The 16,493-nt window shown below is 45.5% G+C and carries 15 protein-coding genes; 11 read left to right on the top strand and 4 right to left on the bottom strand.

Features of this window, described 5'->3' with window-relative positions; all coding sequences use genetic code 11:
• The 3 genes from D2U88_RS12545 to D2U88_RS12555 all read left to right on the top strand — a co-directional run.
• The coding region (locus tag D2U88_RS12545; RefSeq protein WP_220473502.1) for a GMC family oxidoreductase at positions 1-228 on the top strand (228 nt) is incomplete at its 5' end.
• Positions 228-881, top strand: coding sequence for a gluconate 2-dehydrogenase subunit 3 family protein (locus D2U88_RS12550; protein WP_119640918.1), 654 nt, complete (start codon positions 228-230; stop codon positions 879-881). The genes D2U88_RS12545 and D2U88_RS12550, both read left to right, overlap by 1 nt.
• Positions 882-1,089: 208 nt before the next feature.
• The gene (locus tag D2U88_RS12555) at positions 1,090-3,705 is read left to right on the top strand and encodes a M14 family metallopeptidase (RefSeq protein ID WP_119640919.1); all 2,616 of its coding nucleotides are present in this window, start codon (positions 1,090-1,092) and stop codon (positions 3,703-3,705) included.
• Between the two features lie 74 nt (positions 3,706-3,779).
• Here D2U88_RS12555 and D2U88_RS12560 read toward each other — a convergent pair whose 3' ends face one another.
• A complete protein-coding gene (locus D2U88_RS12560; protein WP_119640920.1) occupies positions 3,780-4,535 on the bottom strand; it encodes a sulfite exporter TauE/SafE family protein in 756 nt (251 codons plus the stop codon).
• A 68-nt stretch (positions 4,536-4,603) separates the two neighbouring features.
• Here D2U88_RS12560 and D2U88_RS12565 point away from each other — a divergent pair, with 68 nt between their 5' ends.
• Positions 4,604-6,412 carry a sodium:solute symporter family protein gene (locus tag D2U88_RS12565; RefSeq protein ID WP_119640921.1) on the top strand — a complete coding sequence of 603 codons (1,809 nt, stop codon included), beginning with the start codon at positions 4,604-4,606 and terminating at the stop codon, positions 6,410-6,412.
• Here the strand turns inward: D2U88_RS12565 and D2U88_RS12570 are convergent.
• Positions 6,409-6,999, bottom strand: coding sequence for a riboflavin synthase (locus D2U88_RS12570; protein ID WP_119640922.1), 591 nt, complete (start codon positions 6,997-6,999; stop codon positions 6,409-6,411). The two genes, D2U88_RS12565 and D2U88_RS12570, sit on opposite strands and share 4 nt — an antisense overlap.
• 58 nt (positions 7,000-7,057) lie before the next feature.
• Here D2U88_RS12570 and pdxA point away from each other — a divergent pair, with 58 nt between their 5' ends.
• From pdxA to D2U88_RS12605, 7 genes are all read left to right on the top strand, one after another.
• Complete coding sequence (pdxA, locus tag D2U88_RS12575) at positions 7,058-8,110, top strand: 4-hydroxythreonine-4-phosphate dehydrogenase PdxA (protein ID WP_119640923.1); 1,053 nt, start codon at positions 7,058-7,060, stop codon at positions 8,108-8,110.
• A gap of 110 nt (positions 8,111-8,220) precedes the next feature.
• Positions 8,221-8,754 (top strand): YceD family protein, encoded by a 534-nt coding sequence (locus D2U88_RS12580; RefSeq protein ID WP_119640924.1) that lies wholly within the window; start codon positions 8,221-8,223, stop codon positions 8,752-8,754.
• Between the two features lie 6 nt (positions 8,755-8,760).
• Complete coding sequence (rpmF, locus tag D2U88_RS12585) at positions 8,761-8,961, top strand: 50S ribosomal protein L32 (protein ID WP_119640925.1); 201 nt, start codon at positions 8,761-8,763, stop codon at positions 8,959-8,961.
• A 174-nt stretch (positions 8,962-9,135) separates the two neighbouring features.
• The gene (locus D2U88_RS12590) at positions 9,136-10,131 is read left to right on the top strand and encodes a beta-ketoacyl-ACP synthase III (RefSeq protein WP_119640926.1); all 996 of its coding nucleotides are present in this window, start codon (positions 9,136-9,138) and stop codon (positions 10,129-10,131) included.
• 26 nt (positions 10,132-10,157) lie between these two features.
• The gene (accB, locus tag D2U88_RS12595; RefSeq protein WP_119640927.1) at positions 10,158-10,643 is read left to right on the top strand and encodes an acetyl-CoA carboxylase biotin carboxyl carrier protein; all 486 of its coding nucleotides are present in this window, start codon (positions 10,158-10,160) and stop codon (positions 10,641-10,643) included.
• A gap of 89 nt (positions 10,644-10,732) precedes the next feature.
• Positions 10,733-12,091, top strand: coding sequence for an acetyl-CoA carboxylase biotin carboxylase subunit (gene accC, locus D2U88_RS12600; protein WP_119640928.1), 1,359 nt, complete (start codon positions 10,733-10,735; stop codon positions 12,089-12,091).
• Between the two features lie 35 nt (positions 12,092-12,126).
• Positions 12,127-13,245: an NAD(P)/FAD-dependent oxidoreductase gene (locus D2U88_RS12605; RefSeq protein ID WP_119640929.1), complete on the top strand. Its 1,119-nt coding sequence runs from the start codon at positions 12,127-12,129 to the stop codon at positions 13,243-13,245.
• Positions 13,246-13,356: 111 nt separating this feature from the next.
• On the opposite strand, the gene D2U88_RS12610 is transcribed toward D2U88_RS12605, so the two are convergent.
• Positions 13,357-14,019, bottom strand: a complete 663-nt coding sequence (locus tag D2U88_RS12610; protein ID WP_119640930.1) for an ABC transporter ATP-binding protein — start codon at positions 14,017-14,019, stop codon at positions 13,357-13,359.
• Between the two features lie 17 nt (positions 14,020-14,036).
• On the bottom strand, positions 14,037-16,487 hold the full coding sequence (locus tag D2U88_RS12615; RefSeq protein ID WP_119640931.1) for an FtsX-like permease family protein: 2,451 nt from the start codon (positions 16,485-16,487) through the stop codon (positions 14,037-14,039).
• Positions 16,488-16,493 lie beyond the last annotated feature (6 nt).

Raw genomic sequence — 16,493 nt, forward strand, 5'->3', positions numbered from 1 at the left:
GCCCTCGGTTTGGGTATCCACGAGATGGGTACGGCGCGTATGGGCCTCGACCCGAAGACCTCCGTGGTGAACGGGAACAACCAGGTGCACACCTGCAAGAACGTCTACGTGACCGACGGCGCCTTCATGGCCTCTGCCAGCTGCGTGAACCCCTCGCTCACCTACATGGCATTCACCGCAAGGGCCGCCAACCATGCCGCCCAGGAACTCAAAAAAGGAAACATCTAATGGAAAGAAGATCAGCACTCAAGAACATGGGGATGGCCTTCGGCTACGCCGTGGCGACCCCCACACTGTTAAGCCTGCTCCAGGGCTGCAAGGACAAACCTGCCTATGCGGAATGGACGCCCGGCTTTCTGGACAAGGGACAGGGACAGGCCCTGGCCACCACCCTGGACGTGATCCTTCCCAGGACCGACACCCCCTCGGCCACCGAGGTGAACGTGCACGCCTTCATCGACTCCTACCTGGACGAGGTGATGCCCCTGGACCAGAGGGACTTCGTGATGATGAAGATGGAGAAGTTCTACGACAGGGCACTGGAGGACTCCGGCAAGACGGAGCTGGCGGAGCTGGAAGCAGCGGACATCGAGCCGGTGCTCGCCACCTACCTGAAAAAGCGCACCGACGAGGAGGAACAGGCGCACAACGAGGCGGTGATGGACTACATGCAGGCCATCATGCAGGGGGGCGAGGCCACCCTGGACGACGAGGTGGCGCGCTATACCTTCGCCAACGAGCTCAGGGACCTGGCCACATGGGCCTACAAGTCCTCGGAGAAGGTCGGCGAGGAGGTACTGGCCTACCTGCCCATCCCCGGGGAGTACATCCCCTGTGGGGACCTACAGGAACTCACCGGTGGAAAGGCATGGTCCGAATAGCCACAGGGACATACGACAAACAAAAGGGCCTCCCAAACCGGGCGGCCCTTTTAAAATAAAAAAGGAAACCTGACAATTTGATGATTTTTAACTTGCTTGATTACCAACCCACAAAAAAAGTATCGGTAAAGGCAATTGAATGCTCCACCATTTAATTTCCTCCCTACAAATGCTTAATTTTCAGTTCAATTCTAACTAATTCAAAAAAATGACTTTTAACATTGCAAACCTCAAGGCATTGCTGTTTTCAGCAACGATGTCTTTGGCATGCGCTTCATCCATGGTTGCGCAAAATGTGCCATCCCCAAAAGACGTGTACGGCTTTCGGGTAGGAGACGACTACAAATTGGCGGATTATGCCCAAATAGAAGATTACTTGACCAAGTTGGACAATGCTTCCAACCGCGTCAAAAAAATCGAACTTGGGGAAACCGTCCTTGGCCGCAAAATGTACCTTCTATTTATTTCTACGGAAGAAAACTTGGCCCAGCTTGACAAATGGAAGGACATCAGTGCCAAATTGGCCCGTGCTCGTATCAGTGATGACGAGGCGGTAAAACTATCGGAAGAAGGTAAGGCCATCGTTTGGGTCGATGGAGGAATGCACTCCACAGAATTGGCCCACGGACAGATGACTTCTGAACTGGCGTATACCTTGGCCACTTCCGAAACAGCAGAAATGAAACGGATCAGGGAAAATGTGATCACACTTCTCATGCCCGTCATGAACCCCGATGGGTTGGATATTGTAGTGGACTGGTACCGAAAAAATTTGGGAACCCCTTATGAAACCTCCCGTCCGCCCATCTTGTATCATTACTACATGGGCCACGACAACAATAGGGACTGGTTTATGAACAACATGCCGGAAACCTATAACGTGACCAAAATATTGTACAACGAATGGTACCCACAGATTGTGTACAACCATCACCAATCCTCACCGGCTTGGACCAAGATTTCCATTCCCCCTTATGCAGATCCCGTAAACCCGAACATTCATCCTGCGGTTACCTCCGCGGTTAGTGAAGTGGGCTCGGCCATGTCCAAGCGTTTTTCGTTGGAAAACATGCCTGGCGCGATTGCCGATAACAACTACACCATGTTTTGGAATGGTGGGGGCCGAACCGTTCCCTATTACCACAACATGATCGGTATTCTTACCGAAACAGGACATACAACGCCGACACCAAGGTTTTATGATCCGGAAAAGCTTCCCAAAACGGTTGCGGGAACCACCCCGACCGATGGAACCGACATCATGTACCCAGACCCGTGGAAAGGTGGTGAATCACACTTCAGGGATGCTGTGGACTATATGTTGGTAGGTACATGGGCCACTTTGGATTTGGCGGCCGACCGCAGAAGCAGCTACCTATACAATATATATAGAATGGGTAGGTCCGCTATCGAGAAAGGAGAAACAGAAGGACTTTTTGCATACATCATCGATAAGAACCAATGGGATTCCTTTGAAGCGGTAAACTTGGTCAACGTATTGCTGCGTGGTGGTATTGAAATTGAAAGGGCCACCAAAGACTTCACCGTCAATGATAAAAAATATGAGAAAGGTTCATACGTGATTTATGCAGGCCAAGCCTTTAGACCCTACTTGATAGATTTGATGGAAAAGCAAAACTATCCCACGCGTTTTCAGTATCCAGGAGGGCCACCGGACACCCCTTATGATTTGGCCGGATGGACCTTACCTATGCAAATGGGCATCGATGTGGACAAGATTGCGGAACCTTTCAAAGCTCCAACCGAAAAAGTTTCAGGACAGGTGGATTATTATGAAGGAAGCGTAAACAAAAATGGATCTTTCGGATATGCCCTTAGTGTGAACACCAATGCATCCGTGGCTGCCACCAATAAAATATTGAAGGCTGGAGGAACGGCCTACAGGGCCATGACGGAGTTCAAATCTGGAAAAGAGACCTTTCCCGCAGGGTCCTTTGTGGTTTCTGGCGATAAGACCCTAATGGAATCTTTGGCCAAGGAGTATGGTTTGGAATTCACCGGATTGATGGCCAAGCCGGAAGTACAACTGACCAAGATACACTTACCAAAAGTTGGACTCTATAAATCTTGGGTATCCAATATGGATGAAGGATGGACCCGTTTTGTGATGGACGAGTACGCTTTTGATCTTGATACCCTTCATGACAAGGATATCAAAATGAAGGATTTGTCCAAATACGACGCCATCATCATACCGTCCCAAAGACCTGGCTCCATTTTGCATGGCAACAGCGTATTGGATATGCCCGAACAGTTTACAGGTGGTGTTGGATTGGACGGTTCCATGGCATTGAGCAACTATGTGGAAGAAGGAGGTACCTTGATCGCTTTTGATGAGGCCAGTGATTTTGTGATAGAACAATTTGGCTTGCCTTTGCGTGATGCAGTGGAAGGTGCGGACAGCAAAGACTTCTTTATTCCCGGATCGTTGATCAGAACAGGGATTGACACCACGAATCCTTTGGCGTTCGGGATGAAGGACACCGTTGCGGTTTCGTTCAATAGAAGTCGTGCTTTTGTGATCGACAAGCAAAGAAAATCTGGAGAGGGAGGCAAAGAGGACATCAAGGATGCCCCAGCCCCTGATGTAAAAGTCATTGCCACGTATGCAGCCAAGAACCTGTTGATGAGTGGTTGGGCCATGGGTGAAGAGCGCTACATTGCCAAGAAACCTGCCTTGGTTGAGGCCAAGTACGGTAAGGGCAACTGCATTTTGTTTGCCTTCAGGCCACAGTTCCGTGGGCAACCAAGGGGAACCTACAAATTGATTTTCAATGCAATTTATGAAGGCGCTTCGGAATAGGAAGAACCTTATATAGGTATAAAAGCCCCATCCATTTGGATGGGGCTTTTTTATTTCATCTATGATGTGCTATACTACTTAAAAAGAATCGCAATGGCACCTATGGCCGTTACGATCAAAATAAAGCGCTTGTAATTTTTTTCGTTGATTTTTTTCACCAAGAACACACCCAAAAAGAGCCCAGCAAAAATGGCGGGGAGCAACCGTAGGTTGATAGCGAGACTTTCCTCGGAAATGGTGTTCCAAACCCAAATATGAAAGGGAAGTTTAAAAAGATTGGTGATCAAGAACAACCATGCAGCGGTACCCACAAATTCGTTTTTTGGCAAGCGCATGGCCAAAAAGAAAATGTTGGTGAAGGCTCCGGCCAAATTTCCGATCATGGTACAAATGCCGGCCAAGATGCCAATAGAGCCGGAAAACAACCAATGGGTGGGCACTTTTTCCGATTTTCTCCTATCCCACCAGATCAACATGCCCAAACTCAAAAAAATAACAATGGCCATACCCCATTTGAATTCTCTTTCCGGAAGGTCCTTACCGATCATCGCCCCGACCAAGATGCCAAGGATCATCCAGGGAATAAACTTCAAAATATATTTCCATTGGGTATGTCGATTGTAATAGACCACTGCAAACACATCACCTACCAATAATAAGGGAATAAAAAGTCCGGTCGAAGCGCGGGAACCGAAGGCAAGTGCCATCAGGGTTACATTAAAAATGGACATTCCCTTGAGGCCTGCTTTGGACACACCCATGAGGAAAACTGCGGTGGCGGCCATGGTCCAAGCGGTTATTGAAACATCGGAAAGGGAAGAAAGTAACATGAAGAAGCATTGGTCGTATACAAAAGTAACCCAAAAAAACTATCTTTATCTCTTGCCAAACCAAACGTATGGAACTTCATCTTATAGATTACATTATCATTTTCGGGTTTTTTGCCCTAGTACTTTTTATCGGGATCTACGTATCCAAAAAATCCGGAAAGGATTCAGCAGAATACTTTTTATCGGGGCGCAGTATGCCCTGGTGGCTCTTGGGACTGTCCATGGTGGCCACCACATTTTCTACGGACACCCCTAATTTGGTGACCAATTTGGTGCGCTCCAATGGGGTTTCCGCCAACTGGGGCTGGTGGTGTTTTTTGTTGACGGGGATGTTGACCGTTTTTGTATATGCAAAGCTTTGGAGGAAATCCAATGTGAATACAGATCTGGAGTTTTATGCCATTCGATATGGAGGTAAACCCGCGAGTTTTTTAAGAAAGTTCAGGGCCATTTATCTTGGTGTACTGTTTAATGTGATCACCATGGCCTCGGTTACTTTGGCGGCCATCAAAATAGGGGGCGTCATGTTGGGCCTAGATCCTTGGGTTACGGTGGTAAGTGCTGGCCTAATAACCGTTATTTTTAGTGCCCTAGGCGGGTTTAAGGGTGTGGTCTATAGTGATTTCTTTCTCTTTTTTGTGGCTATGGCCGGAGCCATAGGGGCAGCAATTTATTTGGTTAATCTACCAGAAGTAGGTGGTTTGCAAGCAGTGCTGGAAAATGAGAATGTAAAAGGGAAATTGAGCATACTTCCTGATTTCAACGATAAAAAAGCACTGATCACGGCATTGATCATACCTTTGGCGGTCCAATGGTGGAGTTCATGGTACCCAGGGGGAGAACCTGGGGGCGGGGGCTATATCGCACAGCGAATGTTGGCAGCAAAAAATGAAAATCATGCCATTGGCGCCACTTTCTTTTTTAATATCATGCACTATGCCCTTCGTCCATGGCCATGGATTTTGGTGGCTTTGGCCTCGTTGGTGATTTATCCCGATGTTGCCAGTATCCATGAAGCATTCCCCAATGTCACACCAGATAAATTGGGGCATGATTTGGCATATTCTGCAATGATGACAAAATTACCTACGGGTCTTTTGGGGATTGTTCTGGCCTCCCTCGTAGCCGCATATATGTCTACTATTTCTACCCAGTTGAACTGGGGTTCGTCCTATATCGTTTATGACTTTTACAAACAGCAGATAAACCCTAATGCTTCGGAAAAACAAATGGTTAACGTGGGGAGGTTGTCCACGGTGCTATTAATGGTGTTGAGTGCATTTTTGGCCTTGGCCCTACAGGATGCCATGGGAGTGTTCAACCTATTGTTGTCCTTCGGCGCGGGTACGGGACTTATCTTCATTTTACGCTGGTTCTGGTGGCGTATCAACGCCTGGAGCGAGATTACCGCCATGTTTTCTTCGGGAATTTTGGCAGTGTTATTGGAAACCACTTCCCTACGAGAAGTTTTGTTTGCCCCAGAAACGGGAGTTTTCCCAGAGTGGGCCGATTTACCTTTTATTATGGTAGTCACTTCTATTATATGGTTAACGGCCACGTTTGTTACCCAACCTGAAAGCAAAGAGGTACTGCGAAGTTTCTATCTAAAGATTCAGCCTGGCGGTCCAGGATGGGCCAAGGTTGTGGATGAAGCCCAAAAAGAACATGTGGAAATCGTCAAGACCAATGAAAAATGGAGTGTGCCATCAGGCATAAAGGCCATGCTGGCCGGTGTTGTGCTGATTTACTCCATTATGTTTGCCACAGGGTATTGGATTTATGGAGATTACAAGTTGGCCATGGGCCTTACTGCCTTGGTTGTGGTTTCCGCCTTTGTGCTCTTAAGGGTTTGGAAAGGAATGAAAAACGTTTTTTAATCCCGAAGTTCCAACAGCCTAGACACATATTTTCCAACTACGTCGAACTCTAGGTTAACCGTTGTGCCTACTTTGTAGGTATGGAAACGGGTGTGCTCATAGGTATAAGGAATGATGGCCACACTAAAGCGGTCTTTTTGGGAATCCACAACGGTCAAGCTAACCCCATCCACGGTAATGGATCCTTTTTCAATGGTCACATTGTTGAGGTCGGTATTATAGGTAAAAGTGAAGACCCAGCTGCCATCCTTTTGTTCAATGGAGGCACAAACGGCTGTCTGGTCCACGTGACCTTGAACAATATGGCCGTCCAAACGGGCGCCCAGCACCATGGCACGCTCCAGGTTCACCTCATTTTCCAAGGTGAGTTCATCAAGGTTGGTCTTGTTCAGGGTTTCTTCTATGGCGGTAACGGTATATTGGTCATCCCTCAAGGAAACCACGGTTAAACACACTCCGTTATGGGCCACGCTCTGGTCTATTTTCAGTTCCGATGTTATATCCGAAGAAATGGTGATGTGCAGATTACCCCCTTCTTTTTCAAGCTTTTCAACTTTCCCCAAAGTCTCTATGATCCCTGTGAACATGTGTATTATTAATTGACTAGTTTTGTATTGCAAAAGTAGCCATAACGGCATTGATTATATGGAGGAAACGCAAAAAATAAAGCTGGGGATTTCCATTGGGGACATCAACGGCATCGGGTGCGAAGTGGCACTCAAAACCTTTGAGGACGCAAGAATGTTGGATTTTTGTACCCCGATCCTATTTGCATCGAACAAGACCATATCCCAACAAAAGAACGATTTGGGAATCGATATCACCTTCAACGGGGTAAGGGATGCTTCCCAAGCCTTGGAAGGAAAGATCAACATTGTGAACGTCTGGAAAGAGGCTCCGCATATTGAATACGGACAGGCCACCAAGGAAGGAGGCATGTATGCCATTCAATCCCTGAAGGCGGCTGTGAAAGCACTAAAGGAAGGCGAGATCGATGTGTTGGTTACAGCTCCCATCAACAAGAACAACATACAGTCGGACGATTTTAAATTTCCAGGCCATACCGATTATTTGGCCCAAGAACTGAAAGGAGAAAGCCTGATGTTCATGGTCGCGGACTCGCTTCGTGTGGGATTGTTGACCGATCATATTGCGGTAAAGGATGTGGCACAGGCCATTACGGCAAAATTGATTCGAAATAAGGTTGCCATCATGGAAAAATCGCTTCAAATGGATTTTGGGATCCGCAGGCCAAAGATTGCCTTATTGGGAATCAATCCGCATAGCGGCGACAATGGAACCATAGGGGAAGAGGACGATAAGATATTGAAACCGGTGATTCAGGAACTGTTCAACAAAGGCACTCTGGTGTACGGGCCGTATTCTGCCGATAGTTTTTTCGGGTCGAATACCCATCAAAATTTTGATGCCGTATTGGCGGCCTATCATGATCAAGGACTGATTCCGTTCAAGACCCTTTCCTTTGGAAAAGGAGTGAACTATACCGCAGGATTGGACAAGGTGCGAACATCGCCCGATCACGGAACCGCCTATGAAATTGCGGGAAAAGGCCAGGCGGACGAGAGTTCGTTCAAGGAAGCGGTATTCACTGCAATTCAGGTATTTAGGAACCGGATGGAGTATATGGAATTGACCAAAAATCCACTTCAAAAGCAAAAGGTGAAGCGCGGCGGCTAAAAAGTTGCGCGAAATGTGGATATTTGTTGGTGTTGGAATTGCAGTTTTGTAAATAAGTAGTATCTTTGCACCCGCCTTTAGAGGCTGGTACACAAACCTTAAGTGTAGAAATGATGAAGCTGAAAGAGTTTAATATCCCTTTTTCAGGTCTGAAGTTGGGAAAACATGAATTTGTGTACGAGATTGACAATGCGTTCTTTGAATCTTTTGATTACCAAGAGTTTAACGGAGCTTCAATCCACACCAAGGCCATCTTGGAAAAGATGAGCAACATGATGGAATTGAGGATTGAGGCTGAGGGAACCGTCAACGTGGACTGTGACCTTACAGGGGAACCCTTTGATCAACCTATCGAATCGGAATTGCATCTCGTCATCAAATTTGGAGAGGAGTACAATGATGAAGATGATGAAATCTTGATCATTCCCCATGGTGAATATCAAATCAACATTGCACAGTACATCTATGAAATGTTGGTGCTGGCCGTTCCACAGAAACGGGTCCACCCTGGAGTTGAGGACGGCACCCTAAAATCGGACATCTTGGACAAGCTGGAAGAACTCCAGCCAAAAGAGAACAAAAAACCAGCAGAAAAAACAGATCCCAGATGGGACGATTTAAAAAAGTTACTAACGGATAAATAGGTTATAATGGCACATCCTAAAAGAAAGACATCAAAAACCAGAAGGGACAAGAGAAGAACCCATTACAAAGCAGTTGCGCCTACCATCGCCAAAGACAGTGTAACAGGTGAGATGCACTTGTACCACAGAGCGCACTGGCACGAAGGTAAATTGTATTACCGAGGTCAGGTTTTGATTGACAAAGCAGAGGAAGAAACTGCGGCTTAATCGCATTTCCTATAAAATAGACCGACTCCCGTTGCGTAACAACGGGAGTTTTTTTATGGACCATAGTTAAATTTAAAAACGGGCCATTTTTAACGGGAAAGTCATATAAATTGACTAATTTTCACCGCTTTTGGGTCAAATTTCAAAGTTTTTGACAATAAAGAGAGGCTAAAAATGAAGAAAACAACGGCAGCGATTACAGCTGTAGGAGGATATGTTCCAGATTTCATTCTTTCCAATAAAATATTGGAAACCATGGTAGATACCAATGATGAATGGATAACCACACGAACTGGAATCAAAGAGAGAAGAATCTTAAAAGAGGAAAATGCCGGAACATCTTTTATGGCCATCAAGGCCGCAGAAGATTTGATTCAAAAAAGCGGCGTTGACCCATCGGAAATAGACTTTGTGTTGGTGGCCACTGCCACTCCGGATCTTCCGGTTGCGGCAACAGCTGCCTACGTGGCCTCTGAAATTGGTGCAGTGAACGCTTTTGCCTACGATTTGCAAGCGGCGTGTTCCAGCTTTTTATATGGCATGTCCACTGCGGCAAGTTATATTGAGTCTGGCAAATACAAAAAAGTGTTGTTGATTGGGGCGGACAAGATGTCCTCTATTCTCGATTATACAGATAGGACCACTTGTATCATTTTTGGGGATGGTGCAGGTGCCGTATTGTTCGAACCCAACGAGGAAGGATTGGGAGTGCAGGATGAATACCTCCGTTCAGACGGGATAGGAAGGCAGTTCCTTAAGATTGATGCGGGAGGTTCCATTTTACCGGCGTCTGAAGAGACGGTTAAGAACAAACAACATTTTGTATACCAGGACGGCAAATCCGTGTTCAAGTTTGCCGTTTCCAATATGGCCGATGTGTCCGCCTTGATCATGGAAAGGAACAACCTCACCCATGAAGATGTGCAATGGTTGGTGCCGCACCAGGCCAACAGAAGGATTATCGATGCCACGGCCAACAGAATGGGTGTAGAGCCCGAAAAAGTCATGGTGAATATTGACCGCTACGGAAATACCACCTCTGCCACATTGCCCTTGTTGTTGTTCGACTATGAGAAGCAATTGAAAAAAGGCGACAATTTAATTTTTGCCGCTTTCGGAGGCGGATTTACTTGGGGAGCCATATATTTGAAATGGGCCTATAATTCTTAATCACACAACTAACAAAAACATATTCGATGGACATTAAGGAAATTCAGAATTTAATCAAGTTTGTGGCCAAATCGGGTGCCAGTGAGGTAAAGTTGGAGATGGAGGACTTTAAGATCACCATCCGCACAGGATCCGATTCAAACTATCCAGAAACAACGATTGTGCAACAAATACCAATGGCACATGCACCGGCCGCTCCGGCCGCACAAGCGCCAGTTGCAACGGAGGCAGCCGCTCCGGCCGCCCAAGCCCCCAAGACGGAAGATTCCAAATACATTACCATAAAATCCCCTATCATAGGAACATTCTACAGAAAACCATCACCGGACAAACCCGCTTTTGTGGAAGTGGGTAGCACCATCAGCAAAGGAGATGTATTATGTGTGATTGAGGCCATGAAGCTTTTCAACGATATCGAGTCCGAAGTTTCAGGAAAAATTGTTAAGGTATTGGTGGATGATTCCTCACCTGTGGAATTTGACCAACCTTTGTTCTTGGTAGACCCATCATAGATAATTTTAAGTGCTAAATTTTAAGTGACTAAGTGTTAGTTATTTAAAACCATTTAAAATTTAGAATCCAGAATTTAAAATTGTATTCTATGTTTAAAAAAATATTGATTGCAAATAGGGGAGAGATAGCTTTGCGTATCATACGTACCTGTAAGGAAATGGGCATCAAGACCGTTGCGGTGTATTCCAAAGCGGATGAGGAAAGCCTACATGTACGATTTGCGGACGAGGCTGTTTGTATAGGTCCTGCACCCAGCAGCGAATCCTATTTGAAGATTCCCAACATTATTGCCGCTGCTGAAATTACCAATGCAGACGCCATTCACCCAGGATATGGGTTCCTATCCGAAAACGCCAAATTTTCCAAGATTTGTGCCGAGCACGATATCAAGTTTATCGGTGCCTCTGGGGAACAGATAGAAAAAATGGGAGACAAGGCCACGGCCAAGGAAACCATGAGAAAAGCAGGAGTACCCACGGTTCCGGGTTCCGAAGGACTATTAAAGGATGTGGAACACGCTAAAAAGGAAGCCAAGAAAATGGGCTATCCCGTAATGATTAAGGCCACTGCCGGCGGTGGTGGTAAGGGTATGCGTGCCATTTGGTCCGAAGAAGAAATCGAAAAGAACTTTGAAAGCGCCGTAAAAGAAGCCACAGCCGCTTTTGGCAATGGTGGAATGTACATGGAAAAGCTTATCGAGGAACCCCGTCACATTGAGATTCAGGTGGTGGGTGACCAATATGGAAAAGCATGCCACCTTTCAGAAAGGGACTGTTCCGTGCAGCGTCGTCACCAAAAGTTGACCGAGGAGACCCCGTCCCCATTTATGACAGATTCTCTTCGTGATGAAATGGGTAAAGCGGCCGTTAAAGCTGCGGAATACATCAAATATGAGGGAGCTGGAACCATAGAGTTTTTGGTGGACAAACACCGAAACTTCTACTTTATGGAGATGAACACCCGTATCCAAGTGGAGCACCCGATTACCGAGCAAGTGGTGGATTACGATTTGATCCGTGAGCAGATTTTGGTTGCTGGCGGTGTGCCGATTTCTGGGAAGAACTACTATCCAAAATTACATTCCATCGAGTGTAGGATCAATGCCGAGGACCCTTATAACGACTTTAGGCCATCGCCAGGAAGGATTACGACCCTTCATACGCCTGGAGGTCATGGGGTTCGTTTGGACACACACGTGTACAGTGGTTATGTGATTCCGCCAAACTACGATTCTATGATCGCTAAATTGATTACGACGGCCCAGACCAGGGAAGAGGCCATCAACAAAATGCGAAGAGCCTTGGACGAGTTTGTGATCGAAGGTATTAAAACGACCATTCCGTTCCATCGACAGTTGATGGACCATCCCGATTATTTGGCGGGTAACTATACCACCAAGTTCATGGAAGGTTTCAAGATGGACCCAAAATATCAAGACGAACATTAATTTGAGACCCCGATGCAAGTCGGGGTTTTTATTTTATGCAACTGAGCTATTGGGAATATAAGACGTGGTTCTCCCATGTGGATTTTACCGTTATCGGGAGCGGGATTGTTGGGCTGAACTGTGCTATTCATCTTAAGCAGAAGCATCCCAAGAGTTCTGTTTTGGTGTTGGAAAAAGGAAGTCTTCCCCAAGGAGCAAGTACCAAGAATGCCGGTTTTGCCTGTTTTGGAAGCATTTCCGAGATTTTGTCCGATCTCAAGTCCCATTCCGAGGAAGAAGTGGTGCAATTGGTGCAAAGACGCTGGGACGGTATCCAATATCTTCGCCAACTTTTAGGTGACCAGGCCATCGGCTTTGAGCAGCATGGAGGACATGAACTTTTTGTAGAACACAACCCCGAATTGTACGAAAATTGCTTACAGGAAATCGAGAGATTGAACAAGATGCTTCAACCTGTTTTTGGACAAAACCCGTTTGTGACGAACAACAATATTTTTGGTTTCGGGAACATTAAGGAACAATACATTACCCATCAGTTTGAAGGACAATTGGATACAGGGAAGATGATGCAAGCACTCATCCAAAAATGCCTTTCCTTGGGCATTCCCATTTTGAATGGTGTGGAAGTGGATACCGTTCAGGAAGCGGGGTCTGGTGCAACAATTGTCACCAAGGATTTTGAGTTTTCTTCCAAAAAAGTCTTTGTGGCCACCAATGGTTTTGCTTCGAAACTTTTACCTACTGAAACCATTCGACCGGCACGTGCCCAAGTGTTGGTGACGGAGCCCATCAAAAATTTGAAGATTAAGGGAACTTTTCATTTTGACGAAGGCTATTATTATTTCAGGAATATTGATGACCGCATTCTTTTTGGGGGTGGCCGGAACCTCGATTTTAAGACTGAGGAAACCGCTGAATTTGGACAGACTCCTATCATCCAAGAAAAACTGGAAGATTTGCTTGAGCAGATGATACTGCCCCATCAACAGGTAAAAATAGACCGAAGATGGAGCGGCATCATGGGAGTTGGGGGTCAAAAGACCCCAATAATAAAGCGTATTTCCAACGCCATATTTTGTGGCGTCCGCCTAGGCGGTATGGGAGTGGCCTTGGGTAGCCTTGTTGGCAAGGAACTAGCCGAATTGGCCGATTGAGACAGGAAATTTACGCTATAAAGCAAGAGGTATTGACACGAATTGCACGAATACCCACAAATTGGGACCACTTGGTCTTGATTCTTGTCTCTTGACACTTGATCTTTCTTCTCAGATCATCCTTCCATCCAATAGGTTGATGATACGTGAACCATATTCCGCATTTTTCTCGGAGTGGGTCACTTGAATGATGGTAACACCTTCTTCGTTCAATTGTTTGAAAAGCTCCATGATTTCTTCCCCTTGTTTGGAGTTGAGATTACCTGTAGGCTCATCGGCCAAAATTAACTTTGGATTGGAAATAAGTGCCCGTGCAATACCCACCAGTTGCTGTTGCCCCCCGCTCAACTGCGCTGGAAACAGATCCTTTTTACCTACGATGCTGAATCTATCGAGCATATCGGCCACCATGGCCTTGCGTTCTGACCCCTTGAATTTTTTATAGATCAAGGGCATTTCAAGGTTTTCTTGAACAGTCAACTCGTCTAACAGATGGTAGGATTGGAACACAAAACCGATATATTCCTTGTACAGATTGGCTCGATGTTTTTCCTTGAGGTCATGTACCGATTCCTCCAGAAAATTGTACTCCCCTTCGTCAAAGGCATCAAGCATCCCGATGACGTTGAGCAAAGTGGATTTTCCAGACCCCGAGGGCCCCATAATGGAAATGAACTCCCCTTCCTCTACTTCGAGATTGATGTCTTTCAACAAAAAGATACGTTGGCCCCCAGAGTTGACCCATTTGAATATGTTGTTCAGTTGTAATAGCATGATATGATTTTTTTATTCTATTCGGTTCTTAAACTTTTTACGGGATTGGCAATGGCCGCTTTAATGGCCTGATAACCTACCGTTAGCAAGGCAATGGCAATCGCGGCTACACCAGCCAACAAAAACATCCACCACTCTATTTCTATTCGATAGGCAAATTTTTCAAGCCATTTGTCCATGGCAAACCAGGCAATGGGCGAAGCAAATACCAAAGCAATAATGACCAATACAATATACTCTTTGGAAAGTAAACGGACAATTCCCTCAACAGAAGCTCCCATAACTTTTCGTATCCCTATTTCCTTGGTGCGCTGAAAGGCGGTCAACACAGCTAGGCCGAACAGCCCCAAACAACTGATGAATATGGAAACAAATGTAGCCAAGTTCACCAAAGTGGCCAATTGCTTTTCTTGTTTGTACATCTGCTCTATGGATTCGTCATAAAAAGTATAGGAAAAACTTTCCGGCGGATAAAAGCGATACCATTTCTGCTCAATTTCACTTAAAGTGTTTTGCCATTGATTGGTGTTGGATGTCAGTTTTATATTGAAGTTTGTAAGGTTACTTTTTTCCATTTGAAAGGCCATGGGGTCTATGGATTCATAGAAATCGCGCATATGGAAGTCATTGACCACACCCACAATGGGAAGCTTTTCGTCTTTCTGGCCAATGAATTTTCCCAAAGCCTCTTGGGGCGAGGCAAAACCAAATGCCTTTACCGCTGTCTCATTGATTACATATTCCGTTGGTGTATCGGACTCATGGAGATTTCTTCCCGCCAACACTTTCAAGTTGTATAGATTTACATACGAAGTATCCACCCATTTTTTGAAAACCTGTCTAGAGATGGCCGGCTTTCCTTCTTCACTATATTCGTATGCGCTTGATGCATATCCTTCCGAAAGGGGAGCTGCACCTAAGGAGACATTTTGGATGCCGGATATCGTTTTGAGCTCTTCCAACAGGGGGAATTGTTTGCCATCATATTTATCTTCAAAAGCATATTTATAAGGAACCTGTACCAAAACAACGGCGTCTTTGTTGAAACCCATATCCGATTTGATGGAGTATTGCAATTGTTTGCCAATGATGAGGGCGGATGTAATGAATACCAAGGCAATGACAAACTGAAATACAATCAGTGCTTTTTGCAGGTTAAACCCTTTACTGCCCTTGGTCTGTAGGGAAGTACTTCTAAAAACATTGATGGCATTGACCCTAGTAATCAACCAACCGGGATACAAACCAGCCAGAATAGCCACCAAAACACTTAATAAAAGAAGGAAACCGATATACTCAAGGATATTTGCGAACGGTGTTATCCCCTCGGGAATAATATCTTTCAGCAACCAAAAAACCAACTTAGTCAATACAAGGGATAAGATTCCGGCCAAAACGGTGGTCACCAAGGTTTCCAATAAAAATTGGGTGATCAACTGTTTTTTATTGCTACCCAAGGTCTTGCGAACCCCAATTTCCTTGGTGCGCTGAGGAATGCCTGCAACGCTCATATTAATATAGTTGATACAGGCCAGCACCAAAAGGAATAGGGCAACGCCCATCAATCCATAAAGAACAGGTTTACTCGCTTTTCTAATATTGCTCTCCCTAATATGGGTTGCGAAATGAGATTCACCCAAAGGCAGTAATTCTATCCAACGTTTAAAATTGAAGGTGTTTTCCGATTGATCTCTCCATTCCTTGGTTTTACGTTGAATAATATCATCAACTTGCTCAGCAATGATTGCAGGGTTAGAAGCTTCGTCAAGTTGAAGATAAAGTCTATCCGAACCATTGGTGTTTGTCCATATATTCAAGTCATATGCAATATAGGGCAGCGGCACAAATTCTTGTGAATTGAACTCCGTGGGTTGCGGCAAATTGGCCACTACCCCAGCCACCGTTCGGGTAATGGTATCCCTATAACTATAATAGGTTATGGTCCTATCCAGAATCTCATTTGGTGTCTGGTCAGGGAAATACTGTTTGGCCCTATCTTCGGTAAGCACAACACTATTGGGATTATCCAAAAAAGAAGATTTGGTTCCCGAGAGCCAGCGGTACTCCAAAAAATTAAAGTAAGCAGAATCAATCGCGGCCACTCCTTTTTGGTCATCAAATCTTAATGGACTCCCAGGCGGATTGTCTACCTCGACACTCCTAAATGTATTTTCAAATACAGGGACGACATGCTCCAATCCATCCATCTGCTCACGAATACCTTGGTACAGAGGTTTTGAGGCGCCTCCGTTGTAGCTTTCTTTTTCGTCAAACACAAAGCCCGACACAACCCGATAGATTTTTTCCTTTTGGACCAGGTTTTTGTCGTAGCTATACTCGTATGAAACAATGCGATAGATGACCCAACAAACACTGATGCCAATGGCCAGACCAAAAATGTTCAAAGCAGTGAACAATCGTTTTCGATGTAAATGACGAAATGTTGTAATGAGATATTTTTTGATCATGGCGGC

Source organism: Flagellimonas aequoris, assembly GCF_003584165.1.
GTDB lineage: Bacteria > Bacteroidota > Bacteroidia > Flavobacteriales > Flavobacteriaceae > Flagellimonas > Flagellimonas aequoris.

Coding starts and splice junctions, on each gene's coding strand:
- D2U88_RS12550 (WP_119640918.1), top strand. CDS start 228: ATGGAAAGAAGATCAGCACTCAAGAACATGGGGATGGCCTTCGGCTAC.
- D2U88_RS12555 (WP_119640919.1), top strand. CDS start 1,090: ATGACTTTTAACATTGCAAACCTCAAGGCATTGCTGTTTTCAGCAACG.
- D2U88_RS12560 (WP_119640920.1), bottom strand. CDS start 4,535: ATGTTACTTTCTTCCCTTTCCGATGTTTCAATAACCGCTTGGACCATG.
- D2U88_RS12565 (WP_119640921.1), top strand. CDS start 4,604: ATGGAACTTCATCTTATAGATTACATTATCATTTTCGGGTTTTTTGCC.
- D2U88_RS12570 (WP_119640922.1), bottom strand. CDS start 6,999: ATGTTCACAGGGATCATAGAGACTTTGGGGAAAGTTGAAAAGCTTGAA.
- pdxA (WP_119640923.1), top strand. CDS start 7,058: ATGGAGGAAACGCAAAAAATAAAGCTGGGGATTTCCATTGGGGACATC.
- D2U88_RS12580 (WP_119640924.1), top strand. CDS start 8,221: ATGATGAAGCTGAAAGAGTTTAATATCCCTTTTTCAGGTCTGAAGTTG.
- rpmF (WP_119640925.1), top strand. CDS start 8,761: ATGGCACATCCTAAAAGAAAGACATCAAAAACCAGAAGGGACAAGAGA.
- D2U88_RS12590 (WP_119640926.1), top strand. CDS start 9,136: ATGAAGAAAACAACGGCAGCGATTACAGCTGTAGGAGGATATGTTCCA.
- accB (WP_119640927.1), top strand. CDS start 10,158: ATGGACATTAAGGAAATTCAGAATTTAATCAAGTTTGTGGCCAAATCG.
- accC (WP_119640928.1), top strand. CDS start 10,733: ATGTTTAAAAAAATATTGATTGCAAATAGGGGAGAGATAGCTTTGCGT.
- D2U88_RS12605 (WP_119640929.1), top strand. CDS start 12,127: ATGCAACTGAGCTATTGGGAATATAAGACGTGGTTCTCCCATGTGGAT.
- D2U88_RS12610 (WP_119640930.1), bottom strand. CDS start 14,019: ATGCTATTACAACTGAACAACATATTCAAATGGGTCAACTCTGGGGGC.
- D2U88_RS12615 (WP_119640931.1), bottom strand. CDS start 16,487: ATGATCAAAAAATATCTCATTACAACATTTCGTCATTTACATCGAAAA.